The sequence below is a fragment of the Oceanicaulis alexandrii DSM 11625 genome (genome assembly GCF_000420265.1).
In the GTDB taxonomy this organism is placed as follows: domain Bacteria; phylum Pseudomonadota; class Alphaproteobacteria; order Caulobacterales; family Maricaulaceae; genus Oceanicaulis; species Oceanicaulis alexandrii.
The window spans coordinates 2,164,568-2,187,143 of sequence record NZ_ATUP01000001.1 but is presented as its reverse complement, the minus strand read 5'-3'; the positions used below and the strand labels follow the sequence as shown (position 1 = coordinate 2,187,143).

General features: G+C 63.4%; 17 protein-coding genes and 1 tRNA gene. 6 read left to right on the top strand and 12 right to left on the bottom strand.

The window, feature by feature from the left end:
• Nucleotides 1–12 precede the first annotated feature (12 nt).
• Nucleotides 13–1,395, bottom strand: coding sequence for an efflux transporter outer membrane subunit (locus G405_RS0110430; protein WP_233346024.1), 1,383 nt, complete (start codon nt 1,393–1,395; stop codon nt 13–15).
• Between the two features lie 202 nt (nt 1,396–1,597).
• Between G405_RS0110430 and G405_RS15735 the strand changes: the two genes are divergently transcribed.
• The 6 genes from G405_RS15735 to phoB all read left to right on the top strand — a co-directional run bounded on the left by G405_RS15735 (nt 1,598) and on the right by phoB (nt 8,872).
• A complete protein-coding gene (locus tag G405_RS15735; RefSeq protein ID WP_022701464.1) occupies nt 1,598–3,028 on the top strand; it encodes a sensor histidine kinase in 1,431 nt (476 codons plus the stop codon).
• A 136-nt stretch (nt 3,029–3,164) separates the two neighbouring features.
• A complete protein-coding gene (gene pstC, locus G405_RS0110420) occupies nt 3,165–4,856 on the top strand; it encodes a phosphate ABC transporter permease subunit PstC (protein ID WP_022701463.1) in 1,692 nt (563 codons plus the stop codon).
• Nucleotides 4,849–6,594, top strand: coding sequence for a phosphate ABC transporter permease PstA (gene pstA / locus G405_RS0110415; protein ID WP_022701462.1), 1,746 nt, complete (start codon nt 4,849–4,851; stop codon nt 6,592–6,594). The genes pstC and pstA overlap by 8 nt, the downstream gene beginning before the upstream one ends.
• A 13-nt stretch (nt 6,595–6,607) precedes the next feature.
• A complete protein-coding gene (pstB, locus tag G405_RS0110410) occupies nt 6,608–7,426 on the top strand; it encodes a phosphate ABC transporter ATP-binding protein PstB (RefSeq protein WP_022701461.1) in 819 nt (272 codons plus the stop codon).
• 37 nt (nt 7,427–7,463) lie between these two features.
• The gene (gene phoU / locus G405_RS0110405) at nt 7,464–8,171 is read left to right on the top strand and encodes a phosphate signaling complex protein PhoU (protein ID WP_022701460.1); all 708 of its coding nucleotides are present in this window, start codon (nt 7,464–7,466) and stop codon (nt 8,169–8,171) included.
• A gap of 14 nt (nt 8,172–8,185) precedes the next feature.
• Nucleotides 8,186–8,872 (top strand): phosphate regulon transcriptional regulator PhoB, encoded by a 687-nt coding sequence (gene phoB / locus G405_RS0110400; protein WP_022701459.1) that lies wholly within the window; start codon nt 8,186–8,188, stop codon nt 8,870–8,872.
• Between the two features lie 104 nt (nt 8,873–8,976).
• Here the strand turns inward: phoB and G405_RS0110395 are convergent, their stop codons facing one another.
• From G405_RS0110395 to G405_RS15720, 11 genes are all read right to left on the bottom strand, one after another.
• On the bottom strand, nt 8,977–10,179 hold the full coding sequence (locus tag G405_RS0110395; RefSeq protein WP_022701458.1) for an acetyl-CoA C-acyltransferase: 1,203 nt from the start codon (nt 10,177–10,179) through the stop codon (nt 8,977–8,979).
• Nucleotides 10,180–10,214: 35 nt separating this feature from the next.
• Complete coding sequence (locus G405_RS0110390) at nt 10,215–11,138, bottom strand: SDR family NAD(P)-dependent oxidoreductase (protein WP_022701457.1); 924 nt, start codon at nt 11,136–11,138, stop codon at nt 10,215–10,217.
• Nucleotides 11,139–11,233: 95 nt separating this feature from the next.
• On the bottom strand, nt 11,234–11,764 hold the full coding sequence (locus tag G405_RS0110385; RefSeq protein WP_022701456.1) for a hypothetical protein: 531 nt from the start codon (nt 11,762–11,764) through the stop codon (nt 11,234–11,236).
• Nucleotides 11,765–11,986: 222 nt separating this feature from the next.
• On the bottom strand, nt 11,987–13,978 hold the full coding sequence (locus G405_RS0110380; RefSeq protein ID WP_084683459.1) for a methyl-accepting chemotaxis protein: 1,992 nt from the start codon (nt 13,976–13,978) through the stop codon (nt 11,987–11,989).
• A gap of 77 nt (nt 13,979–14,055) precedes the next feature.
• Nucleotides 14,056–14,919 carry a M23 family metallopeptidase gene (locus tag G405_RS0110375; RefSeq protein ID WP_022701454.1) on the bottom strand — a complete coding sequence of 288 codons (864 nt, stop codon included), beginning with the start codon at nt 14,917–14,919 and terminating at the stop codon, nt 14,056–14,058.
• The gene (locus G405_RS0110370; protein WP_156861469.1) at nt 14,916–15,590 is read right to left on the bottom strand and encodes a hypothetical protein; all 675 of its coding nucleotides are present in this window, start codon (nt 15,588–15,590) and stop codon (nt 14,916–14,918) included. Before G405_RS0110370 ends, G405_RS0110375 begins: the two co-directional genes overlap by 4 nt.
• A gap of 29 nt (nt 15,591–15,619) precedes the next feature.
• Nucleotides 15,620–18,778 carry an efflux RND transporter permease subunit gene (locus G405_RS15730; RefSeq protein ID WP_022701452.1) on the bottom strand — a complete coding sequence of 1,053 codons (3,159 nt, stop codon included), beginning with the start codon at nt 18,776–18,778 and terminating at the stop codon, nt 15,620–15,622.
• A complete protein-coding gene (locus G405_RS15725) occupies nt 18,762–20,027 on the bottom strand; it encodes an efflux RND transporter periplasmic adaptor subunit (RefSeq protein WP_022701451.1) in 1,266 nt (421 codons plus the stop codon). Before G405_RS15725 ends, G405_RS15730 begins: the two co-directional genes overlap by 17 nt.
• A 26-nt stretch (nt 20,028–20,053) precedes the next feature.
• The gene (locus G405_RS0110355; RefSeq protein WP_156861467.1) at nt 20,054–20,377 is read right to left on the bottom strand and encodes a hypothetical protein; all 324 of its coding nucleotides are present in this window, start codon (nt 20,375–20,377) and stop codon (nt 20,054–20,056) included.
• A gap of 136 nt (nt 20,378–20,513) precedes the next feature.
• Nucleotides 20,514–20,590, bottom strand: a tRNA-Arg gene (locus G405_RS0110350).
• Between the two features lie 171 nt (nt 20,591–20,761).
• Complete coding sequence (locus tag G405_RS15720) at nt 20,762–22,456, bottom strand: methyl-accepting chemotaxis protein (RefSeq protein ID WP_022701449.1); 1,695 nt, start codon at nt 22,454–22,456, stop codon at nt 20,762–20,764.
• Between the last annotated feature and the right edge of the window lie 120 nt (nt 22,457–22,576).

Sequence of the window (22,576 nt, the reverse complement as noted above, 5' to 3'; positions counted from 1 at the left end):
TCTTATGATGTCCTAGTTATCGATATTGGATGCAGTGACGCCGCCGCCGGCGCGAAAATCGCCCGCAATGGCCAGATGCAGCGCGATCCGGTTGTCGACCCGGTCATTGCGCGCTGTGATCAGCTGCGACTGCGCGGAGATCTGTCGTGTCTGCGCGTCAATCAGTTCAAAGATCGTGGACAATCCCGACGCGTACTGACGCTCGACCAGCGCCAGCGCTTCGCGGGCTTCATCCGCCGCAACGGTCAGCGCTGCGACCCGCTGGTCCAGACGGCGGTCCGCCTCGATGGCGTCCTCCGCTTCACGCAGCGCCGTCAGCGCCGTGCTCACCAGCCGGGCGGACAGTTGCTCGGCCTGGGCGTCAGCCTGATCGCGCTGCGCGCGCAGGCGGCCGCCCTGGAAGATCGGCGCGGTGATGGACCCTGCGACGGTGCGGACCAGATCGTCAAAATCGAGCGCATCGGCCAGATCCGCGCCGCCATCGCCCAGGCTGGCCCGCAGGCTCAGACCGGGATAGAGCGCTTTTTGCGCCGCAGAGGCGGAATAGCCCGCCGCCGCCAGACGCGCCTGAGCCGCCACCACGTCAGGACGACGCGCCAGCATGGCTTCAGGACGCCCCGGATTGGGCAAAGCGCCCAGCGTCGGCAGATCTTCGGCCGGCAGGATCTGGGCGGAGGGATACCGGCCCAGATTGACCTCCAGAGCGCGCGCTGCGTTAGACACCGCCCGCTGGCGCGAGGCCAACGTGGCTTCAGACGACGCCAGAGCAGAGCGCGCCGTGCGCACGTCCGAAGAGCGGACAACCCCGCGCTGGAAGCGACGCTCGACGATTTCAAGCTGATTGGTGCGCGCCTCGACATCGGCCTGGGCGAGCGCGGCCTGCTGGCTGGCGCCGATCAGGGCGTACCAGGACCGCGCCACTGAGGCCGCGATCGACAGCCGCGCCCCGTACCAGTCCGCACGGGCGGCGTCAGCCGTCAGCGCGCCGGATCGGGCCTGATCGCTTAACCGGCCCCAGACATCCGCCTGCCAGCTGGCTTCAAGACCTGAGGACCAGCCCGTATTGCCCGGCGTCTGGTCGGTATATCCGCCAGACGCGTCCAGAGACGGCAAACGCGCTGCGCCGGAAACCCGCGCCCCGGCCTGCGCCGCATCAAAGTTGGCGAGCGCCGCAGCGACGGTGGGGTTGGCGTCGAGCGCTTCAGACACCAGAGCCTGCAAAATGGGATCCTCAAACGCCGCCACCCAGTCAGAAGCGGACGCATCCATCTCCGATGGGATCGCTGAAAACGTTTCAGGAGAAACGACAAGGTCCGATGCGCCTGGCGTGACGACGCTGGCGCAAGCGCCCAGCAGCAAAGGCGCAAAAAACGGTGAAATACGCAAAAGGGACACGGGCCCTCCCCCGAACAAAAAGTACAAAACCTGAATTGCACCCTATAAGCGCGCTCTCGAAAGTCAATCAAAGATTATCGAAAAACGCTAAAAGTTTCTCGAATTACAAAAAATTTAGGCGCTCACACTTAGCGTCAGACATGTTGAATCCATAAAACAACAAGGGTTTCCGAGGTGTCACATTCCCGTGCTACCAAAAGGCATGGCTGAAGACCGCACCCCTGCTCCAAAGCGCCTCACCGGTGATCGTCCGCGTCGGCGCGACATCGCCCTGACCGCCTCGATCGGACTCAGCGTCATGCTGGTTCTGACCCTGGCTGGCGAATTGTCAGCGGGCGCGTTTCTAGGGGGAAGCCTGGCCTTTATCGCCTTGGGATTGATCTATTATCTCACCGCTCTGACCACCGCCGAGCCTCGCCCGCGGCCGGCGACAGTGAACACGCCGCGCGACCTGGAGGGCGAAGCCAGCGTCACCATGCTGGAGCGTCTGCCCATCCCGGTTCTGCTGATCGGCGCGGGCGGGCGAATCGAGCGCGCCAACCCTGCTGCGCGGACGTTTCTGGGCTTGGGATCGGAACGCGGGCTTCTATCGACCGTGCTGCGGCAGCCCCGCGTGCTGGAAGCGGTGAGCGCGGCCCTGCGCGGCGATCGAGGCGCGACGGTCGAGTATTCCACCCTGGCGCCGCTGGAAAGCCATGTGCGCGCTTTTGTGGAGCCGATCCGCCTGTCTGCGCCCGGACCCATGCCGTTCCGCGCCATGCTGGTGCTGGCCGACGACACCAACTCCAAGCGCGCCGAACGGATGCGCGCAGATTTTCTGGCCAACGCCAGTCACGAATTGCGCACGCCGCTCGCCTCGCTGGCCGGCTTTATCGAAACCCTGTCCGGCCCGGCGCGGGACGATGAAGAAGCCCGAGACCGGTTCCTGGGCATCATGACCGTCCAGACCGAGCGCATGCGTCGCCTGATCAATGATCTTCTGTCGCTGAGCCGCGTCGAGATGAACGAACACATGCCGCCCACCGGGCTGGTTGATCTTAACGCGTTGACCGTCGACGTGGCCGAAGCGCTGGCTCCCGTGGCGACGAGCCGGAACATCACCTTGAAGCTTGATGAAACCGAGAACGGCGTCGCGCCGGTTCGTGGCGAGCGTGATCAACTCTACGAAGTGATCGAGAACCTGGTGCAAAACGCCATCAAGTATTCGCCCGACGGCTCCCGGATCGACATCAGCGTCAGCCATAGCATTTCGCGCGACGCCGCCGAGCATCTGGGCGCGCGCATCGCCCCGGATTCAGGACGGTTGACCCTGACCGCACCCGCGCTGGATCCAGACGCCCGCTTTGGCGTTGTCCGCGTACAGGACCAGGGCGGCGGCATCGAGCGGCGCTATCTGCCCCGGCTGGCGGAACGGTTCTTCCGAGTGGACGGTCAGAAAAGCGGACCAACCTCGGGGACCGGATTGGGGCTGGCGATCGTCAAACACATCGTCAATCGCCACCGCGGCGGCTTCACTGTTGAAAGCGCTCCCGATATCGGTTCGGTTTTCACGGTCTTCTTCCCGGTCGCCACAGAGTCAAAAGGCTCAACGCAGGCTGAAGGGCAACGGATCGAAACCAGCGCAGGACAATAAGCCGACCGTCTGCGTCACGAAACTGTCATCATTCCTTCATATTGGATTGATCGATCCCGACCATGTTCCCGGCTCAATCAGTCTGAAAGGGCCCTGATCCGTTTCTTGCGGAACCGAGCCCTCACCCGGTGGGTTCATGCAATCGTCTCTCTTTGCTGTCTTGGCGCTTTTGGTGCTGACAGCTGTCGGATTTCTGGTCGGTCGTCGCCGCGCTGTCGCGGTGTCGAACGGGCGTGCGTCCTGGTTGCATTCCCTGCCCAATTACTACGGCTATTATCTGGCGCTGTGGACCGGACTGCCCGCCTTCATTTTGCTGGCTGTTTATGGCCTGTTCGGCGCAAGCCTGGTCAACACGCTGGCCTTTGGCGAGCTTGAGCGCGAAGCCGCGCCGCTGATCCGCGAATACGAAGCCCAGATCGCCGCCGACGCGGATTATCAAGCTCTGGCCGAGCAAGCGCTGCGCATTGAAGCCGAGGCGCAATCGGCGCGCGACGCCATGTCCCGCGCCGAACGTGAGGGCGGCGACGCCGAGCGTTATTTGCGGGCCCTCGGGGCGTTGACCGCCGAGCGCAATGAAATCGCCGCCGAGCGTGAAGCGCGCCGGACGATGATCGCAACCTCCGTCGCCGCCCGCGCGCCGCATACCGTTCCAGGCGTACGCGCCCGCGCCGGTTTTGAGTACTGGCGGGCGCCCAGAGAGCGGCGCGAGCTTTTCATCGCTGACGCCCGCGCGCTGGCCTTCAATGAGGGCCTCGCCAGCCGCAACACCGAAGATGTGCGCGCCGCCGCGCTGGCGCTGCGCCCCTGGGAGGACCTGTTTCGCTGGAGCGCGGCGGGCGTCGCCCTGTCCCTGGCGCTGGCGGGGCTGGCTTTCGCCCGCACCCGCATCAAGACGGACTTTCGCGCCCGCGACCGTGTGGAAGGCATGGTCAGCCTGGCGCTGATGATGACCTCGGCCATCGCGATCCTGACCACATTGGGCATTGTCTTCTCGCTGTTGTTTGAATCGATCCGCTTCTTCGCCTCCATCGACTGGCGCATACACGAGTTCCTGTTCGGTCTTCACTGGAGCCCGCAAATCGCCATTCGCGCGGACCAGATTGGCCAGTCGGGCGCCTTCGGCGCTGTGCCGCTGTTCGCCGGCACGGCCTTGATCACCCTAATCGCCATGACCGTGGCCGCGCCCATCGGTTTGCTCTCCGCGATCTATCTGTCGGAATACGCCAGCCCCCGCATGCGCGCCTGGGCCAAGCCTGCGCTCGAGATTCTGGCGGGCGTGCCCACCGTGGTCTACGGCTTCTTCGCGCTGTTGACGGTGGGCCCGTTCCTGCGCCAGTTCGCCCTGATGCTGGGCTATGAAGACGCCGTCACCCAGTCCGCCCTGTCCGCCGGGCTGGTGATGGGCGTGATGATCATTCCGTTCGTCTCCTCGCTGTCGGATGACGTCATTAACGCCGTGCCTCAGGCGTTGCGCGACGGCAGCTACGCCATGGGCGCGACGAAGTCCGAGACCGTCCGGCATGTGGTGTTTCCCGCCGCCCTGCCCGGCATAGTCGGCGCGCTGCTGCTGGCGGTGTCGCGCGCGGTGGGCGAAACCATGATCGTGGTGATGGCCGCCGGACAGGGCGCGAACCTGACCGCGAACCCGCTGGAATCGGTCACCACCATCACCGTTCAGATCGTCATGCTGCTGACCGGCGACCAGGAATTCGACAGCCCCAAAACCCTCTCCGCCTTCGCGCTGGGGCTGGTGCTGTTTGTCATGACGCTGATCTTGAACATCATCGCGCTGCGCGTGGTGCAACGCTTCCGGGAACGCTATGAGTAACGCGCCGTCCATACGCGACGCGGTTCAGGCGCGCCTGGCCCGCCGGCATCGCGCCGAGCAACGTTTCCAGTTCTACGGACTGGCGGCGATCAGCGCAGCCGTGTTGTTTTTGTGCCTGCTTCTGGGCTCGATCATCGTGCAGTCGCTGCCCGCCTTCACGGCGCACCGGATGGTGCTGGATGTGCAAATCCACGCCGAGATCGCCGATCCGCGCGGCGATCGCAGCGAAGCCTCGCTCAGGCGCGGCGCGTATAACACCTTGATTCAGAACAGCCTGCGAGAACAGTTTCCGGAAGCTGACACGGTCAGCGAGCTGCGCGAACTGTACGGACTCTATAGCGCGGTCAACGCCGCACGCCTGCTCAATCAGGTCGTCAACGCACCTGAATTGATCGGCGAACGCGTATCTTTCTCTTTTCCGCTGTCTGATGACGCCGACCTGTATCTCAAAGGCCTGGCCACAGATGAACGCCGTCTGTCGGGCGACGCGCCGATCACATTGAGTCAAAGCGCGAACGGCCCCGTCGAGATTCAGTCCGCAAGCGCCGACCCGGTCTTCGCGGACTTCGTCAACAGCGTGCGCACCCGCCTGGAAGTCGCTGCCGATGAGGCCCGGCTGCGCGCCGCGCGAGCCCGCGAAGACGCGCAGGCCGAACTGGACTCCGACGCCCGCGACAGCCTGGACTTTGAAGCCCGGCGGGCCGAGGCCCTGGCGGAGCGACTGAGCGCAGAAGCCCGATCAGACAACGTGATCACGCTGGGTCCGCAAACCGCCTCGTTGATGTTGCGAGCGCAGGGCGGGGTGCTGCGGGTCAATGAAATCCGTGCGGACGCCCGGCAGGCGACCGGCGAATGGCTGATCGCGCCGGACGACGCGGCGCGCACCGTCGAGCGCTGGTCGCTCTGGGTCATTGAAACGCCCGCCATCGCCCGGCGCATCAGTGATCGCCAGATCGTCTGGGCGCGGGCGTTGAAAGAGCGCGGCCTGGTCAAGAACGGGCTCAACACCACCCTGTTCACCAGCGCCGACAGCCGCGAGCCGGAACTGGCGGGCGTGGCCGGCGCGCTGGCGGGCTCGGTGCTGACCATGATCATCACCATGTTCCTGGCGGTGCCGATCGGTGTGGGCGCGGCGATCTATCTGGAAGAATTCGCGCCCAAGAACCGGCTGACCGATTTCATCGAGGTGAACATCAACAATCTCGCCGCCGTGCCCTCCATCGTGTTCGGGCTGTTGGGGCTGGCGGTTTTCATAAACCTGTTCGGCCTGCCGCGGTCCGCGCCGCTGGTGGGCGGCATGGTGCTCGCCTTGATGACGCTGCCCACGGTGATCATTTCGGCCCGCGCTTCACTGAAAGCGGTGCCGCCCTCCATCCGCGAGGCGGCTCTGGGCGTGGGCGCCTCGCGGACCCAGGCGGTCTTCCACCACGTTCTGCCGCTGGCCATGCCGGGCATCCTGACCGGTTCGATCATCGGTCTGGCGCAGGGCTTGGGCGAGACCGCCCCTTTGCTTATGATCGGCATGGTGGCGTTTATCGCCGACCCGCCCACGCTGGGGCTCGCGGGCTTCACGGAACCGGCCACGGTCATGCCGGTTCAGATTTATATCTGGTCTTCAAGCGCAGAGCGCGCCTTCGAAGCGCGCACCGCCGCAGCGATCCTGGCGCTGTTGACGCTGCTGATCAGCTTCAACGCCGTCGCCATCTATCTGCGGCGCCGATTTGAGAGGCGCTGGTAAGGTGAACACACTGATGAAACCTGATGTCCAAGCTCAGGGTGAGCCGACGCGCTATCACCCGCTGACAACGCAGCTTCCCATCAAGGTGGCGACGCAAGACGTCAGCGTGCGGTATGGCGACAAGCCGGCGCTGGAAAACGTCTCGCTGGAAATTCCAGACCGGGCGGTCACCGCCTGCATCGGTCCGTCTGGCTGTGGCAAGTCCACCTTCCTGCGCTGTCTGAACCGCATGAACGACACCATCGACAATGCGCGTGTCTCCGGCTCCATCCGCATCGACTCAGAAGAGGTGAACGGACGCGATGTGGACCCGGTGGTGCTGCGCGCCCGGGTCGGCATGGTGTTCCAGAAGCCCAACCCCTTCCCGAAATCCATTTTCGAGAACGTGGCCTATGGCGCCCGCATTCACGGACTGGCGGACACCAAGAGCGAGCTTGAAGACATTGTCGAGACCAGCCTGGTCAAGGCCGGGCTCTGGGCTGAAGTCTCAGACCGTCTGCACCATCCCGGCACCTCGCTGTCGGGCGGCCAGCAGCAACGCCTGGTGATCGCGCGCGCTATCGCGGTGAACCCCGAAGTCATCTTGATGGACGAGCCGTGTTCGGCGCTCGATCCCATCGCCACCGCGCGCATTGAAGAGCTGATCGACGAACTGCGCGAGAATTACACGCTGATCATCGTCACCCACTCCATGGCCCAGGCGGCGCGGGTGTCGCAAATGACCGCCTTCTTCCACCTTGGAAAGCTCGTCGAGTACGGGCCGACCGAAGAGATTTTCACCAACCCGCTCGACCAACGTACGCAGGACTACATCACCGGACGTTTTGGATAAGCCTCACGCGGCAACGGACCTTTGAAAGGCCATCGCAATGAACACGACGCATAACGCGCCGCACATCGTCAAAGCCTTCTCTGAAGAGCTTGAACAATTGACCGCAGATGTCGCGGCCATGGGCGGTCTGGCCGAAAGCATGGTCAGGGATGCGCTGCATGCCGCGACCAGTCGTGACGGCGATCTGGCCGACGAGGTGCGCCTTCGTGACGCCCGAGTCGACCAGATGCAGCGTGATATCGAGAAGAAGATCATCCGCCTGCTCGCCCTGCGCCAGCCCATCGCGCAGGATCTGCGCGTGTGCATTGCAGCGCTGAAGATCGTGTCCGATCTCGAACGCGTTGGCGATCTGGCCAAATCCATCGCCCGCCGCGTGCATACGCTGAACGCGTCCGAACCCACCGCGCTCAACAGCGCGGTGGAACGGATGGGGCGTGTGGTGCAAAGCCATCTCCATCAGGTTCTGGACGCCTACGCGACCGGCGAAGCCAGCCGGGCCGTCGCTGTCTGGGAACGCGATGACGATGTGGATGAGCATTACAATGCTCTGTTCCGCGATCTCGTCACCGCCATGCGCGAAGACGGTTCGATGATCGAACCGGGCGCGCACCTTCTCTTCATCGCGAAGAATCTTGAGCGTATCGGCGACCATGCAACCAATGTCGCCGAAGTGGTCCATTACCTGGTTACCGGGCAAGAGCTGACGGCTGATCGGCCGCGCGGCCCTCGTCCTGAAACGTCCTGACGAAGGGGATCGCCATGCAACCGCATGTCCTGGTCGTAGAAGACGAAGACGCTCTGTCCGAGCTGCTTCAGTACAATCTGAAAAAAGAAGGCTTCCGGGTCTCCCTCGCCGCCGATGGCGAAGAGGCGATGATGCTGGTGGAGGAGCGCCAGCCCGATGTGGTGGTGCTCGACTGGATGCTGCCGAAAATCTCGGGCATCGAAGTCTGCCGCCGGCTGCGCAGCCGTCATGAGACGCGCAATCTGCCGATCATCATGCTGACTGCACGCGGCGAGGAAGCAGACCGGATTCGCGGGCTCGACACCGGGGCGGACGACTACATCGTCAAACCCTTCTTGATGAAAGAGCTGTTTGCGCGGGTCCGCGCCGTTCTGCGCCGCATCCGGCCGGGCCTGGCGGAAGACACGGTCAATGTCGGCGACATCACCATCGACCGGGTGGCCCACCGCGTGGTGCGGGCTGACACGGAAATCCATCTCGGCCCGACCGAATTCAGGCTGCTCGACTATCTGATGCAGCACCCCGGACGGGTGTTCTCACGCGAGCAACTGCTTGATGCTGTGTGGGGCTCTGATGTTTATGTAGAGGCGCGCACCGTCGACGTGCATATTGGTCGCCTGCGGAAGGCGTTGAGCATCGGGGGCGAACTCGACCCGATCCGCACCGTGCGGTCAGCGGGCTATGCGCTGAACGCCGGATAGAATTCAAATGCGGCGATTTGGGAACTGCAGACCCTGAAACGCTGTTAAAAAAGGCCGGCCTGGATCACCAGGCCGGCCTTTAACATTTCGGGATATTGAGCGCCTTACAGCACTTCAAACAAGCCCGCAGCGCCCATGCCGCCGCCGACGCACATGGTGCAGACGACGTATTTCACGCCGCGGCGTTTGCCCTCGATCAGCGCGTGGCCGACCATGCGAGCGCCGGACATGCCATAGGGGTGACCCACCGAGATCGCGCCGCCATTGACGTTGAGATTCTCGTTCGGGATGCCCAGCTTGTCGCGGCTGTACAGGACCTGCACGGCGAAGGCTTCATTGAGCTCCCACAGGCCGATATCATCCATGGTCAGGCCGTTCGCTTTCAGAAGCTTGGGCACGGCGTAGACCGGGCCAATGCCCATCTCGTCAGGGTCCAGACCCGCCACCGCGATGCCGCGATAGGCGCCCAGCGGCTCAAGACCGCGTTTTTCAGCCTCTTTGCCTTCCATCAGCACGGCGGCGGAGCCGCCATCAGACAGCTGGGACGCGTTGCCCGCCGTGATGAACTTGCCTTCCTTGATCTGCTGACCATGAGCAAAGACCGGATTCAGACCCTGCAGGCTTTCCAACGTGGTGGACGGGCGGTTGCCTTCGTCCTTCTCAAGCGTGACCTGTTGTTTGGAGATCTCGCCCGTGGCCTTGTCCTTCACCAGCATGGTGGAGGGCAGCGGCACGATCTCGTCGTCAAACTTGCCCGCCGCCTGCGCGGCTGCGGTGCGCTGTTGCGATTGCAGGGCGTATTCATCCTGGGCTTCGCGGGACACGCCATAGCGCTCGGCGACGATCTCGGCGGTTTCCAGCATGGACATGTACAGGTCCGGGCGGTGTTCGTTGATCCACGGATCAAACGCCTTGTGCAGATTCATATGCTCGTTCTGCACCAGAGAGATGGATTCCAGGCCGCCGCCGACGGTGACGTTCATGCCGTCAGAGATGATCTGCTTGGCGGCGGTGGCGATGGCCATCATGCCCGAGGCGCACTGGCGGTCCATGCTCATGCCTGACACAGAGGTGGGCAGGCCGGCACGAATGGCGGCCTGACGGCCGATATTCTGGAAGGTCGAGCCCTGCTGCATGGCGGCGCCGATGATCACGTCCTCGATCTCGTCAGGCGCGACCTTGGAGCGTTCGACGGCGTGCTTGATGGCGTGGCCGCCCAGTTCCTGGGCCTGGGTGTCGTTAAAGGCGCCGCGATAGGCCTTGCCGATCGGCGTACGGGCGGTGGAGACGATAAGCGCTTCACGCATGGTGAGGCTCCTTTGCTGGCGTTAAGGGGGGGGACCTAGCCCAGGGCGAGGTCGAAATGCTTGGCGGCGTACTGGATGAATTTGAAGGTCTGGCGCGCGCCTTCTTCATATTCTTCCTGGCCATGATCAGAGGTGATCTTGTCCATATTGGCCATGACGTTCTCGGCCGTCTGGTCTTCAGGCGGCAGATAGACGCCCGGCGTCTCGTAAATCTTGGTGGCGGCGTACCCGCCGGCGCCGGCGCACAGAATGGTGCGGTCTGGCGCGTTTTCGGCGCACAGGGCGACCAGGCCCGCGGTGACGCTTTCGGGCGTCATCAGCTTGGCGGCCTCTTCAGGGATCAGCCCTTCGGTCATGCGGGTATGGGCGGTGGGCGACAGGGTGTTGACCTTGATGTTGTTCTTGCGCCCTTCCAGATGGAGGACGTTCATCAGGCCCACAACCCCCATCTTGGCGGCGCCGTAGTTGGACTGGCCGAAATTGCCATAGATTCCAGAGGATGAGCTGGTCATCACGATTCGGCCATAACCCGCCTCTTTCATGTGATCCCAGACCGCTTTGGTGCAGACAACCGCACCCCACAGATGGACCTCCATCACGGCGCGGAAGTCCTCAAGGCTCATTTTTGTGAAGCTCTTGTCGCGCAAGATCCCGGCATTGTTCACCAGGATGTCGACCTTGCCCCAAGTCTCGCGCGCGGCGGCGACCATGGCGGCGACTTCATCGGGGTTGGTGACATTGGCGCCGTTGGCCATCGCCTCGCCGCCAGCGGCCTTGATCTCTTCGACGACGGTTTCGGCGGCGCTGAGCGAAGAGCCTGTGCCATCCACGGCACCGCCCAGATCATTGACGACGACTTTGGCGCCGCGACGCGCCAGCTCCAGCGCATGAGACCGGCCCAAACCGGCGCCTGCGCCCGTGACGATGGCTACGCGCCCGTCAAAACGAATATCGCTCATGGCAATATGCCTCCCTGATCAATCGGTCTTTTCGCTTATGCGAACCGGTTTTGATCAGGAAAGCAATTGCTGCGGCGCCGCGCAAGCTAGTTAAGCTATAAAAGAAATGCCGGTTCAGACACGGTGTCAAAACCGCTGCGGCTGATAAAGGCCTGTACCGACGCGGCGGAGAGCCCGGCGATAAAGGCCGTATCGGCGAGCGGGTGTCCGCCATCGGACGATCGGCTGACAGCGCTGCGCTCATCGCCTTTGGCGCCCACATGACGTTCCCAGTCCTCAATCGCCAGTTCGATAGCGGTCGGGTCCAGGTTGAGCGCATCCACACAGGCGGACAACCGCGCGCCCGTCATATGGCGCAGGTCGAGCACAATCTGAAGCTTGAGCACTTCTACAATCGGCCAGAGTCTCATGCGCCCGCCATGGGGGCGCACGCCATGAACAGCCTTGATGAAACCCAGACGCTGCAGGTGACGCAATACGCCGGTCGAGACGGGCCGATCCACCGCTTCGGTGATCACTTCGTCATCAGTGAGCAGTTTTCGCAAACGCCAATCGTAAACAAGCAAGGCCCCAAGAGCGCCAGGGTCACGCAGGGTGAAATCCGTCCGTTCGGCGAAAGCTGGCATATCTGCCCCCTATTTATCCGTGCGAATCTCAATATTGAATACATATATTGAGTTCGTCTAATAAACAGATTCGTCGAATTGTCTTAACGAAGCATTTCCACGATTCCTGAGTTATACGCAAATAACTCTCAGAAAATTCGATTAACCCCTTGGATTAAATATAAAAACCCCGGAAACGGGCGTTTCCGGGGCACGAAAATAAAATCACCTAAGCGTGTATTGCTAGAAGCGCACTTGCAATCCGCCGCCTTTTCCATCCGACCAGCGCACCTGGCAAGACATTGTTTTTCCTTCATATTCCAACTGGAAATGGCGTCCGATATCGATTGACGTCAACCCTTTGACTTTGAAACCGCCCTCGCTCTGATCCACCAGCTTCACTTCACGCCGTTCATCACCGCTTGTCAGCACGATCGTATCGCCAACGACAGGAGTCCGGTTTGACTGGCGACGATCCGTCTTGGTCTCGCCTGCACTGAGATGCTTCGACACCTCTTCAAGCAAGCTGACCACTTCGCTGCTGGCGGTCTCAAGCGCTTTGAGCTCTTCAATGGCTCGATCCTGATCGCCGGCTTCATGGGCCTTCAACGCAGCGCGGGCGACTTCATGGACCCTGGCGTGCGGCGCTTCGAGCGCTTGCATCGGGGCGATCCGCTTCAGCGACTCATCGGCGGTTGAATCAAACCACCGGCCCAGCCGGCAGCTATGATGGTCCGGCACATCTGCTGACGGCCAGGTCTCCTTGCCGAGCACGACCTCGACCACGCGCTTCTTGAACAAGACGTGATCGATTTTCGCCATCTCGCACAAGGACCGGTCAGAGCCATTGCGGTGCCATTGCCCGGCAGTCCCGGCGAAGCGCGAATTGCTCGCCCGCAAGGCCTCTGCGATGGCGGACAGGCGCTCGGCGTTATCTTCAGTCAGATCCGACATCTCTCCGGCGTGTTCGGAGATTTTGGTGCTTGAGTCCTTTTGCTGTTCGAGAATCCCGGCGACTTCACTCATCCCGCGCGTCACAGAGCCCATCCGGCTGCCCGCTTCTTCGATCTGAACGCTGGTTTCATCGAGCGTGCTCTCGCCTGTCTGCAAAGCCTCATGGGTTTCAGCGAATCCAGCGCTGATCGCTTCAATCCCGCGCTGCAGCGCCTCGATCTTGCCGCCGATATCCTCGGTGGCGGAGGCGGCCTGACTGGCGAGCGCCTTCACCTCGCTGGCCACCACCGCAAACCCCTTGCCCGCTTCACCGGCGCGCGCGGCTTCGATCGTCGCGTTCAGCGCCAGAAGATTGGTCTGATCGGAAATGGACTGGATCACCCCCAGAAAGTCGGTGATCTCCTGGGAGGCCTGTTGCAACGCCTTGAGGCTCTCTGTTGACCGTTGCGCCGCACCGGTCACGCTCGTGATGGCGGATTTGGCCTGCATCATGCTCTGCACGCCGTCGCGCAGCGCTTCATGGGTCTGCTCAGCCTCACTGGACGCCGATTGCGAGGTCTCCGCGATCTGCTGCATGGCCTCGACCAGTTGGCCTACGGAGTCCGAAATCGCATGACTGCCCGTGGTGGTTTTTGCAGTCGAGCTGCTGAGCACCGCCAGGTTGAGCATCACCTCATTGAGCTCGACAATCGTGCTCGCGACGGTTCTCAGGCTCGTATAGTCGTTCTCCTCGCGCCAGCTCTGGCTTTCTTGCTGGTTGACGCCCATGGAATAGGTCGCATCCGCCACTCCCATGTCCAGAAACATGCGTGAAATCAGGATCTGCAAATCACCCGCCGCGCGCTGCGGCGTAAAGCGGTGCGCCTGCAAGATGGCCGGGATCGCCTCCATCAAAACGACGCCATACCCGGCGATGAACCAGTCAGAGGAAAGCCCGATGCGCACATGCGCTTCGCCGACTTTACGGGCGCGCGCGTCAAAGGCGTCATCAACCGGGCTGCAGAACATGGCGCGCCAGTGCTCAGTCTGTGACGCCTTGAGCTTGGCCACGCCCTGCTGGGAGCCTTGCAGAATCGCGTTCAGGTGCGGCTGGTTCTGAATATGCGTGTAAAAATGATCCAGAATGCGCGGCAAGGCCGGTTCGAGTTGCGACCAGATCGCCTTGGCTCGGGCCCCATTGGGGTCGGCCTTGTCCAGAAAGCTCAGTAATTGCCGTCCCGATGCCGCACCCTCTTGAGGGGCCGGATCCATCGCAGCCTGTCTTGAAAGCGCCGACGCCATTTCCACCTCCTGGTCACAGAGGTTCAGAACGGACCATCATTCCACTTGTAGATGTGTTAATCATACGCGTCAGGCGCTTAACCGTGATCGCTCTCGCCTTCAGACAACAGCTGCTGATAGCTGTCCACAAGCGCGACATAGGGTGGAACATTGACGTTCTGCAGGCCATGAGGCGTCTCAAGCGCCATCTTGATCTCGAAATGCAAGTGAATGGTGGTGGGCGTGCCGCCAAACTCGTTAGACACGAAGCCCAAGCGCTCGCCTTTGTTGACGGTGTCACCCGGCTCCACCTGTAAGCTGTCGCGCTCCAGATGCAGATAGGTGTAGCGAACGCCGGTCTCGCTCATCAGGCGGACCGAGTAACTGCCCACAGACGTGATCACGCCGTCATCAGCAGCCACGGCCCAATGCACCGCGTCCTGACAGGTTGCGGGACGGATATCCTGCCCCTGATGACCCGTGCCGGACGGACAGAGCGGCGCGGAGTATGATCGCGTTTCGCAAAAATTATCGCGCCAGGCATAGGCATAGTTCGCGGCGTCGCACTGGCCGCCCCCCGGCCCCAGATAACCGCCATGCCCATAAACCTGAGAGTTGGCGTAAGCCTGTCCGGCCTCCAGCGGAAACCGCATCTGCGGGGCATAATTGATCTGCTCGGTCTGCCCCGATCCACTGCCCGGCGTCAGATCGCCCGGCGGCATGAATGACACCGGGTCACCCGACGCATCAACAACAGGCCCTTCCGGCTCAGGCTCCTCAGGCGGTTCGACGGGAGGTTCAGCCTCTTCCTCGGACGGCTCGGCCTCTTCAGCGGGCGCCTCCTGTTCGGCAGGCGTATCAGGGGGCGGCGTGTCCGAAGCGTGCGGCCAGAACACCAGCACTGCGCCGCCGACAAAAGCGACCAGAAGCGCGAGCCCGTAGTCGACTGAACGCCGGCTCATCCCGCGCCCTCCCGTCCCCGTGTTCCGGGCATCACTTGCAGCGATTGCATCAAACGCTCGCCATACTCGGGCTCAACGCAGCGCACATCCTGCTCAGGAGCGTCACACTCGAGCGTGATGGAATAGGCTGCATTGTAGCGGTTGAAGCTGAGCTCTCGCCCCGAACGCGTGCGCGTCGTGCGATAGCCCTCGGGGCCTGATCCGCGCAGGAAGCGTGCAGATCTCGCATCCTCGACCGGTGCATGGGCCAGCCGGGTGCCGAACACCTCGATGATGACGCCTTCGCCCTGGATGACGAGCGTGTAAAAGTCTCCGCGGGCGAACAGAAGGACCTCGGCCTGACGCTCAAACCCCAGCGCCGCAGTGCTCGGCGTCAGGATCGGAACCTCTGTCTCGATGGATTGGCCAGCCTCAAGATTGCGCGGCAGCACCGGAAAGATCACAGGCCGCGCCGCTGTCAGCCGCCCGGCGCTCTGGCTTCGGGCGACATCAGCGCGCACCGCGTCCCAGTCCACTTCGGCCGCGACCGGCTGGTCTGGCCGGGGGATATTCTGGGGCTGAGCGAGACGGGCCGGCTGCGCGGTCTGGGCCTGCGCCGCAAAACCGCCGCAGATGGCGAGACTTAGCCCCGCCAGCATGGCTCCCAAACCTCGACTGCGCCCGTCAGACATGCGCGCCTCCCGACGCCAGAATACCAGATTTACCCTAATTCTGGCGCGGTTTTTTGCGATCCTGTCGGCCCTCCTTGTATTTCAAGATCTTGCGGGTGTTCGGGATAGGCTGGCGCGAACCAGGCGTAGACCGCAGGCAGGATGAACAGGGTCACCAGGGTCGAACTGACCAGACCGCCGATCACAACAACCGCTAGCGGGCGCTGCACTTCCGAGCCCACGCCATCGGCGAACAATAAGGGCGCCAATCCCAGCAAGGTCGTGGACGCCGTCATCAGAACAGGCCGGACTCGCAACAGCGCGCCCGTCACGCTCAACGCGCGGCGATCGCGCTGCGTGACCGCCAGACGGTCCAGAAAGGACACCAGGACCATGGCGTTGCCCAGCGCAATGCCGAACAGGGCGATAAAGCCCACGGACGCTGGCACCGACAGATTCAGCCCCGACGCCCACAGCGCCACCAGCCCGCCAACCAGCGCCAGCGGGATGTTCAACACGATCAGGACCGCGCTTTTGAGGCGGTTGAACGACATGAGCAACAAGACAAAGACCAGCGCCAACGTCACCGGGATGATCATGGCGAACCGGGTGTTCGCCTGTTGCTGCAACTCGAACTGGCCGCCCCATTCCACGAGATAGCCGGGCGGCAGATCCACCTCTTGCTCTACGGCGGCGCGCGCCGCTTCCACGAAGGAGCCGATATCGCGCGCCCTCACATTGCTCTGAATGGTGATGAAACGCCGTCCGTTCTCGCGCGTCACCTGACGTGGCCCTTCAATGCGCTCCACCCGCGCCAGGGCGCCCAGCGGCATGCGCTCGCCATTGGGCCCCTCTATCAGGGTGCGGGCGATGCGTTCAGGCGTGTCCCGATCGGCTTCGGCATAGCGGGCGACAATGTCAAACCGGCGCACCCCGTCATAGACCTGCCCCGCCTGGGCGCCGCCGACCGCCTGTCGGACCGTCTCCAGAACGTCTGCGACCTGCAGGCCGTAGCGGGCGATGGCGGCGCGATCCACCACGATGCTGATCTGCGGCGCGCCGGTGACCTGTTCCACCTGCACATCCGCTGCGCCGCGCACGCCGCCCACCACCGAAGCGATGCGGTTCGCCTGTCGCGCCAGCACATCCGTATCAGGACCAAACAGCTTGATGGCGATCTCGGCGCGCGATCCCGTCAGCAGCTCATCGGTCGCGGCGGCGATCGGCTGGGTGAAGTTGAACTGGGCGCCGGGGAAATCCTCGAACGCTTCACTCATCTGATCAAGCAACTGAGCCTGATTGCGGGCCGTCACCCAGTCTGACCGCGGTTTGAGCGCCAGAAAGGCTTCCGCATTGTTGACTGGATCGGCATGGGCGCCCACCTCGCCGCGACCCACGCGCGTCACCACACGCTCGACCTCGGGAAAGCGCTCAAGCACTTGCCGTTCAAACCGCGTAACGGTCTCGCCCGCCGCTTCGAGTGAAATCGACGGCGCCATGGTCAGACGCACCAGAATATCGCCCTCGTTCAGACGCGGCGAGAACTCCGAACCGAGCCGGGTATACGCCAGACCGCCCATGAGCAGCATCACCGCCGCCAAGCCGGCGGCCAGGCTGCGCCGACCCACGAAAAACCCGATCGCCCGCCCCATCAGCCGGTCGATCCGTCCTGCGCTGACCGCCTGAGCGCGCGAGACTCTCAAAAACCGCGATGCGGACGGCGCGATCACCAGCGCAAACACCAAAGACCCCGCCATGGCGAGGATGACGGAGAAAGCGAGCGGCCGGAAGGTCTTGCCCTCCACACCCTGCAAGGTGAGAATCGGCAGGAAGACCAGCATCACAATGGCGATGGAGACGCTCAAGGGTTTGAGCACCTCCGTCACCGCACCGGCGATGACGCTCGCGCGATCGCTGTGCGCCGTCTCGGACACATGCCGACGAGCGTTCTCGACGATGACCACGGCGCCATCCACCATCATGCCGATGGCGATGGCGATCCCGCCCAGAGACATCAGGTTCACAGACACCCCGAAGCCCCGCATGGCGATCAGGGCGAAGGCGACCGAAAACGGGATCGAGGCGGCGACGATAAGTCCAGGTCGCCAGCCGCCCATGAACACCATCAGGACCAGCCCCACCAGCAACGCCCCCTGCCAGAGCGCGGTCGTCATGGTGGAGACCGCCTGCCCGACCAGTTCGGACTGGTCATAATAGGGCCGCGCCACCACACCGTCGGGCAAGGCCTCATTAATGGCGTCGAGGCGCGCCTGGACGCCCTCGATAACGGCGGTCGTATTGGCGCCGATCAGTTTGAGGACCAGTCCGGCGACGATCTCGCCCTCGCCATTCATGGTGGCCAGCCCCTGCCTCGGGGCGCCGCCTACGGCGATCTCGGCGATCTGGCTCATCAACACCGGCACGCCGTCCACTGCCTTGACGACCACCTGGCGCAAATCCGCCTCACCTTGCAAAAGCCCCTCGGCGCGCACGGTGTATTGCTCGCCATTCTCCACAATGTATTGCGCGCCGGCGTTCAGGTTCGCGCGTTCGAGCGCGGTTACGACTTGGCTCATGCTCAGATCGTACTGGACCAGCGCCTGGGGGCGCACATTGACCTGGTACTGGCGCTCAAACCCGCCCAGCGACAACACTTCAGCGACCCCCGGCACAGTCTGGAGGTCAAGCTTCACCAGCCAGTCCTGCACCGTGCGCAGACCGATCAGATCGCCATCCGCGCTGTCGAGATAGTAAAACAGGACCTGGCCCAGCCCCGAGGCGAGCGGCCCGAGTTCAGGCTCGCCAAAGCCGTCCGGGATAGCGTCTCGCGCCGCCGCCAGACGTTCAGACACCAGCTGGCGCGCCAGATAAATATCCGTCCCGTCTTCGAAATACACCGTCACCACGGACAGGCCGAAGCTTGAGTTCGAGCGCACCTGCCGCACGCCGGGCAGGCCGCTCATCACGGTCTCCACCGGGAAGGTCACATAGCGCTCCACCTCCTGGGGCGACAGCCCGTCCGTCGTCGTGAAGACCTGAACCAGCGGCGGGGTGATGTCGGGAAAGGCGTCCACCGGCGTGGTGCGCCAGGCCCAGACGCCCGCAGCTAGCACGGCCAGGAAAAGCAGCGCCGCGAGGCTGCGCGCCGAGACAATGTTTCGAACCAAGCTGAAAGCCGCCGAAGGCGCGGCGTTAATGGGCGTGGCCATCACCAAACTCCCCTTTTTGAAGTTCGGCCTTGAGCGCAAAGGCGCCCTCCACCACAAGCGCATCGCCCAAAGCGAGCCCGGAGACGATCTCGACATAGTCCGGCCCGCGACGGCCCAGGCGGACCGGGCGCGCCTCAAACCTGTCGCCCTCAGGGACGAACACCACCGTCTCGCCCTCCAGCATCTGGATGGCGCTCGCCGGCGCCCGCAGGCTTTGCGCCGCCGCTGCGTCCTCAAGCTCGACCGTCACGAACGCGCCGGGCATCAGCCGCCCGTCCGCATTGTCCACGATCAGGCGCGCCAGACCGGTCCGGGTCGCCTCGCCGATCTGGGGCGCCACGAAACTGACGACCGAGGCGATCTGCTCCGCGTCAGCAAGCCGGATGCGGGCGCGAGCGCCCTGACGGACCCGCAACATGTCCGGCCCGTAGATCGCCGCATCCACCCAGACCTGGCGGGAATCGGCGATGACGAAGGTCGGCTCCACATCGCCAGCCTCGGCGAATTCACCGCGCACCGCATGGCGCTCGGTGATCACGCCGTCCATGGGCGCGATCAAGGCGTAACGGCTGAGCGCCCCCGTCTCAGGATCCGCCAAGGCGTCGCGGGCGGTCTCATCCACGCCCAGCGCGTCCAGCTGGTATTGCGCGCTTCTGACGGCGATGCGGGCTTCTTCCAGCGCCCGGCGCGCGGTCTGAAACCGGCTTTCGGTGGACACGCCGCGGTCAAAAAGTTCGCGCTCGCGCTCAAATTCGGGCCGCACCAATTCCAGCGACGCCAGGGTCGATAGATAGGCCGCCTTGGCTTCGGCCAGCTCCCGGCTGTCGAGCACCGCCAGCACATCGCCTTGCCGCACCTGATCGCCGACGCTGGCGAACACGTCTCGGATCACGCCCTCAACCGGCGCCGAGACCAGAGCGATGCGGTTCTCATCAAAGCGCACCTCGCCGGGCAGCTCGACCCAGCCGTCGACCGGCCCGCGGCTGACCGCGCCCAGCACCACGCCGAGCGCATCGCGCTCGGCGTCGGTCAGCGCGATATCGGTGTGGGAGTCAGCGTGGCCGGACGGGTCAGACTCACCCGCCTCACCAAGAGGCGCGTGGCCGTCAGCGTGATCATTCTCGTCCGCATGCGAATGTGAAAGCTCTCCCGGCGCAGCATCGCCGCACCCGGTCAAAGCCAGGCTCCACGCTGCGCTGCACGCGGCGAGGAAGAGGGCCAAGCGCCCCCGTTCATAAGTCAATGTCATGTCAGTCCCTGGAGGTCAGTGCGTCTTCAAACGGATAAGACGGTGACGCTCCGGGGCGGTGAAAATGGCGGCGCAGCGGGGATGGAGGTGAACGCCATAGGCTTCAAAACCCGACGGATCGGCAAAGCGGCGCGCGCTTCTGTGACGGCCAGATCGGGGAAAATCACCAGATGGTGCGTGGCGCACACATCCGCGCACGGCCCGTCCGCGTCATGCTCTTCTTCGGCGTGATGGATGGAATGCCCGGGTCCCGCCTCGGTCACCGCGTCCACAGCCGCGCACGCGATCTGTCCGCCGAGCAGGATGAGGGCCAGCGAAACAAACACGATTTTGAACGCGCGAAACATCATGATCGTGAAACTAGACAGCACCGTCTTCGCGGGCAAGCCGGGCCGAACAGACTGCACATTCACAAACGGAACAGAGCCCGCCAAGTTTCTGACGAGCTGAAAGATCAAAGATTATAGATTTGGGTTTTGGGAAGAATGGCGCGCCGGGGAAGATTCGAACTCCCGACCCCCAGATTCGTAGTCTGGTGCTCTATCCAGCTGAGCTACCGGCGCCTGTGTCGCTTGCGGGAGCGCGTTGCGTCCCTGTCGGCGAGGCGCGGAAACTAGCCAAGGGATTTGGCCTTGGCAAGCGTCCTGACTGCGCTTTTCTCACCTTAACTGCAAACGGGCCGGCCGCAGCTGAGACCTGGGGTCTCTTCACTGCGACCGGCCCGCTGAAAAGCCTTACGCTGCGCGGACAGCCGAGAGGAATTCGCGCACCCGGCTGGCCAGCCCGCCCGCTTCCTGGCGGACAGTGGCGGCGGTTTCCTGCACGGTGCCGGCCTGACCACTGGTCTCGTCCGCAGAGCGGCTGACCTGTTCGATATTGGCGGAGACGCGCTGGGTTTCAGACGCTGCGCTCTGCGCCGAGCTGGCGATCTCGTTAGAGGCTGCCCGCTGCTCGTCAATGGCCGCATTGATGGCCGAGGCCACGTTCAACATTTCCTCAATCACGCCGCGCACTTCATCCATGGCGCTTTCCACGGCGCCGGTGGCGGACTGGATCTGGGTGATCTGATTGGAGATCTGCCCGGTCGCCCGGCCGGTCTGTTCGGCCAGCGTCTTCACTTCACTGGCCACCACAGCGAAGCCCTTGCCGGCTTCGCCGGCGCGGGCCGCCTCGATGGTGGCGTTCAGGGCCAGCAGATTGGTCTGCTCGGCGATGTCGGAGATCAGCTTGACCACCTGGTCGATTTCATTGGCGGCGCTGGTCAGTTGGGTCATCTCGGAGGAAGCGCGCTCCATCCGGTCCTTGGCCTGGCCCGACACATCGCTCGAACGTTCGACCTGGGCCGCGATCTCGGAGACCGAGGCGGAGAGTTCTTCAGCCGCCGAGGCCACCGTGGCCACAGCTTGGGACGCCACGGCGCCGGCGCCTGACACTTCGCCTGCGCGGCTGGTGGTGTTGGCGGACGCGCCAACCAGCACTTCAGCGGTTTCCTGCAGCGCGCTGGCGGACATGGTCACCGCTTCCAGCGTGCGTTCCACGGCAGAGTCAAAATCAGCCGCCAGGGTTTCAATCTTGCGGGCGCGTTCAGCCTCGGCCTCAGTTGCGCGTTGACGCTCTTCTTGCAGCTTGAAGGCTTCCTGGCCGCTATTGCGGAAGGTCTCAAGCGATTCAACGATCGAACCGAGTTCGTCTGCGCGCTTGAGAGAGGCCACTTCGACCGCGAAGTCACCGCCCGCCAGTTTCTGTGTGGCGTTCGCGATCTTTTTCACCGACTGGCTGACCGCTCGGCCAAAGCCGAAGGCGACCCCAGTCAGACCCAGAGCCACCAGCAGGGTGACAATGGCGAACATCCATTTGGTCTGAGCGGCAGACGCCTTCGCGGCGTCCGCGCCCGCCTGGGCCTCGGCGACTGCGGTTTCACTCAGATTGACGATATCCGCGTTCATTTGCGCGAACACTTCATCAAACGGCTCGACAAAACCGACGGCGCTGGCGAAATCCATTTCCAGCATGGAGCCCACGACCTCAAGGCCGCCGGCGTAAAGCTCCAGCTGTTCGTCAAGATTGGCGAAGACGGCCTGACTCTCCGGGCCGGCTTCGGCGCCCATCAGGGCGAAGCTTTCCCGCAGCTCGCCCACGCGGGCGATATAGCCGTCAAAAGCGGCGAATACGTCCACCGACTGCCCCGCTGCGACAGCGGTCAGCGTCTGGTAGACATCAGCGTTCAGGGATTCGGTTTCAGTTCTCAGGGAATCGAGCGCAATGACGCCCGTCAGGCGCTGGACGGTTTCTTCCTGGCTTTTGGCCACCCCGTTGAGGGCGAACCCGCCCATCAGGGCGATGCCGATCAAGGCCAGAACCGCCAGAGCCGGCGCGACGCCAAACTTGAGCGAAAATGGCCAGTCATTAAATCTCAGACGCTTGAACATGATAGCGCGACCCCTTGTAATCCCAGCGCGAGCATATGGTTATCACCAACCTAAGCCTGATAGTTTAATAGGTTATGGATGCTCGTTGCGGCATCGCCGCCCCGTCACAGACGAGGCGGC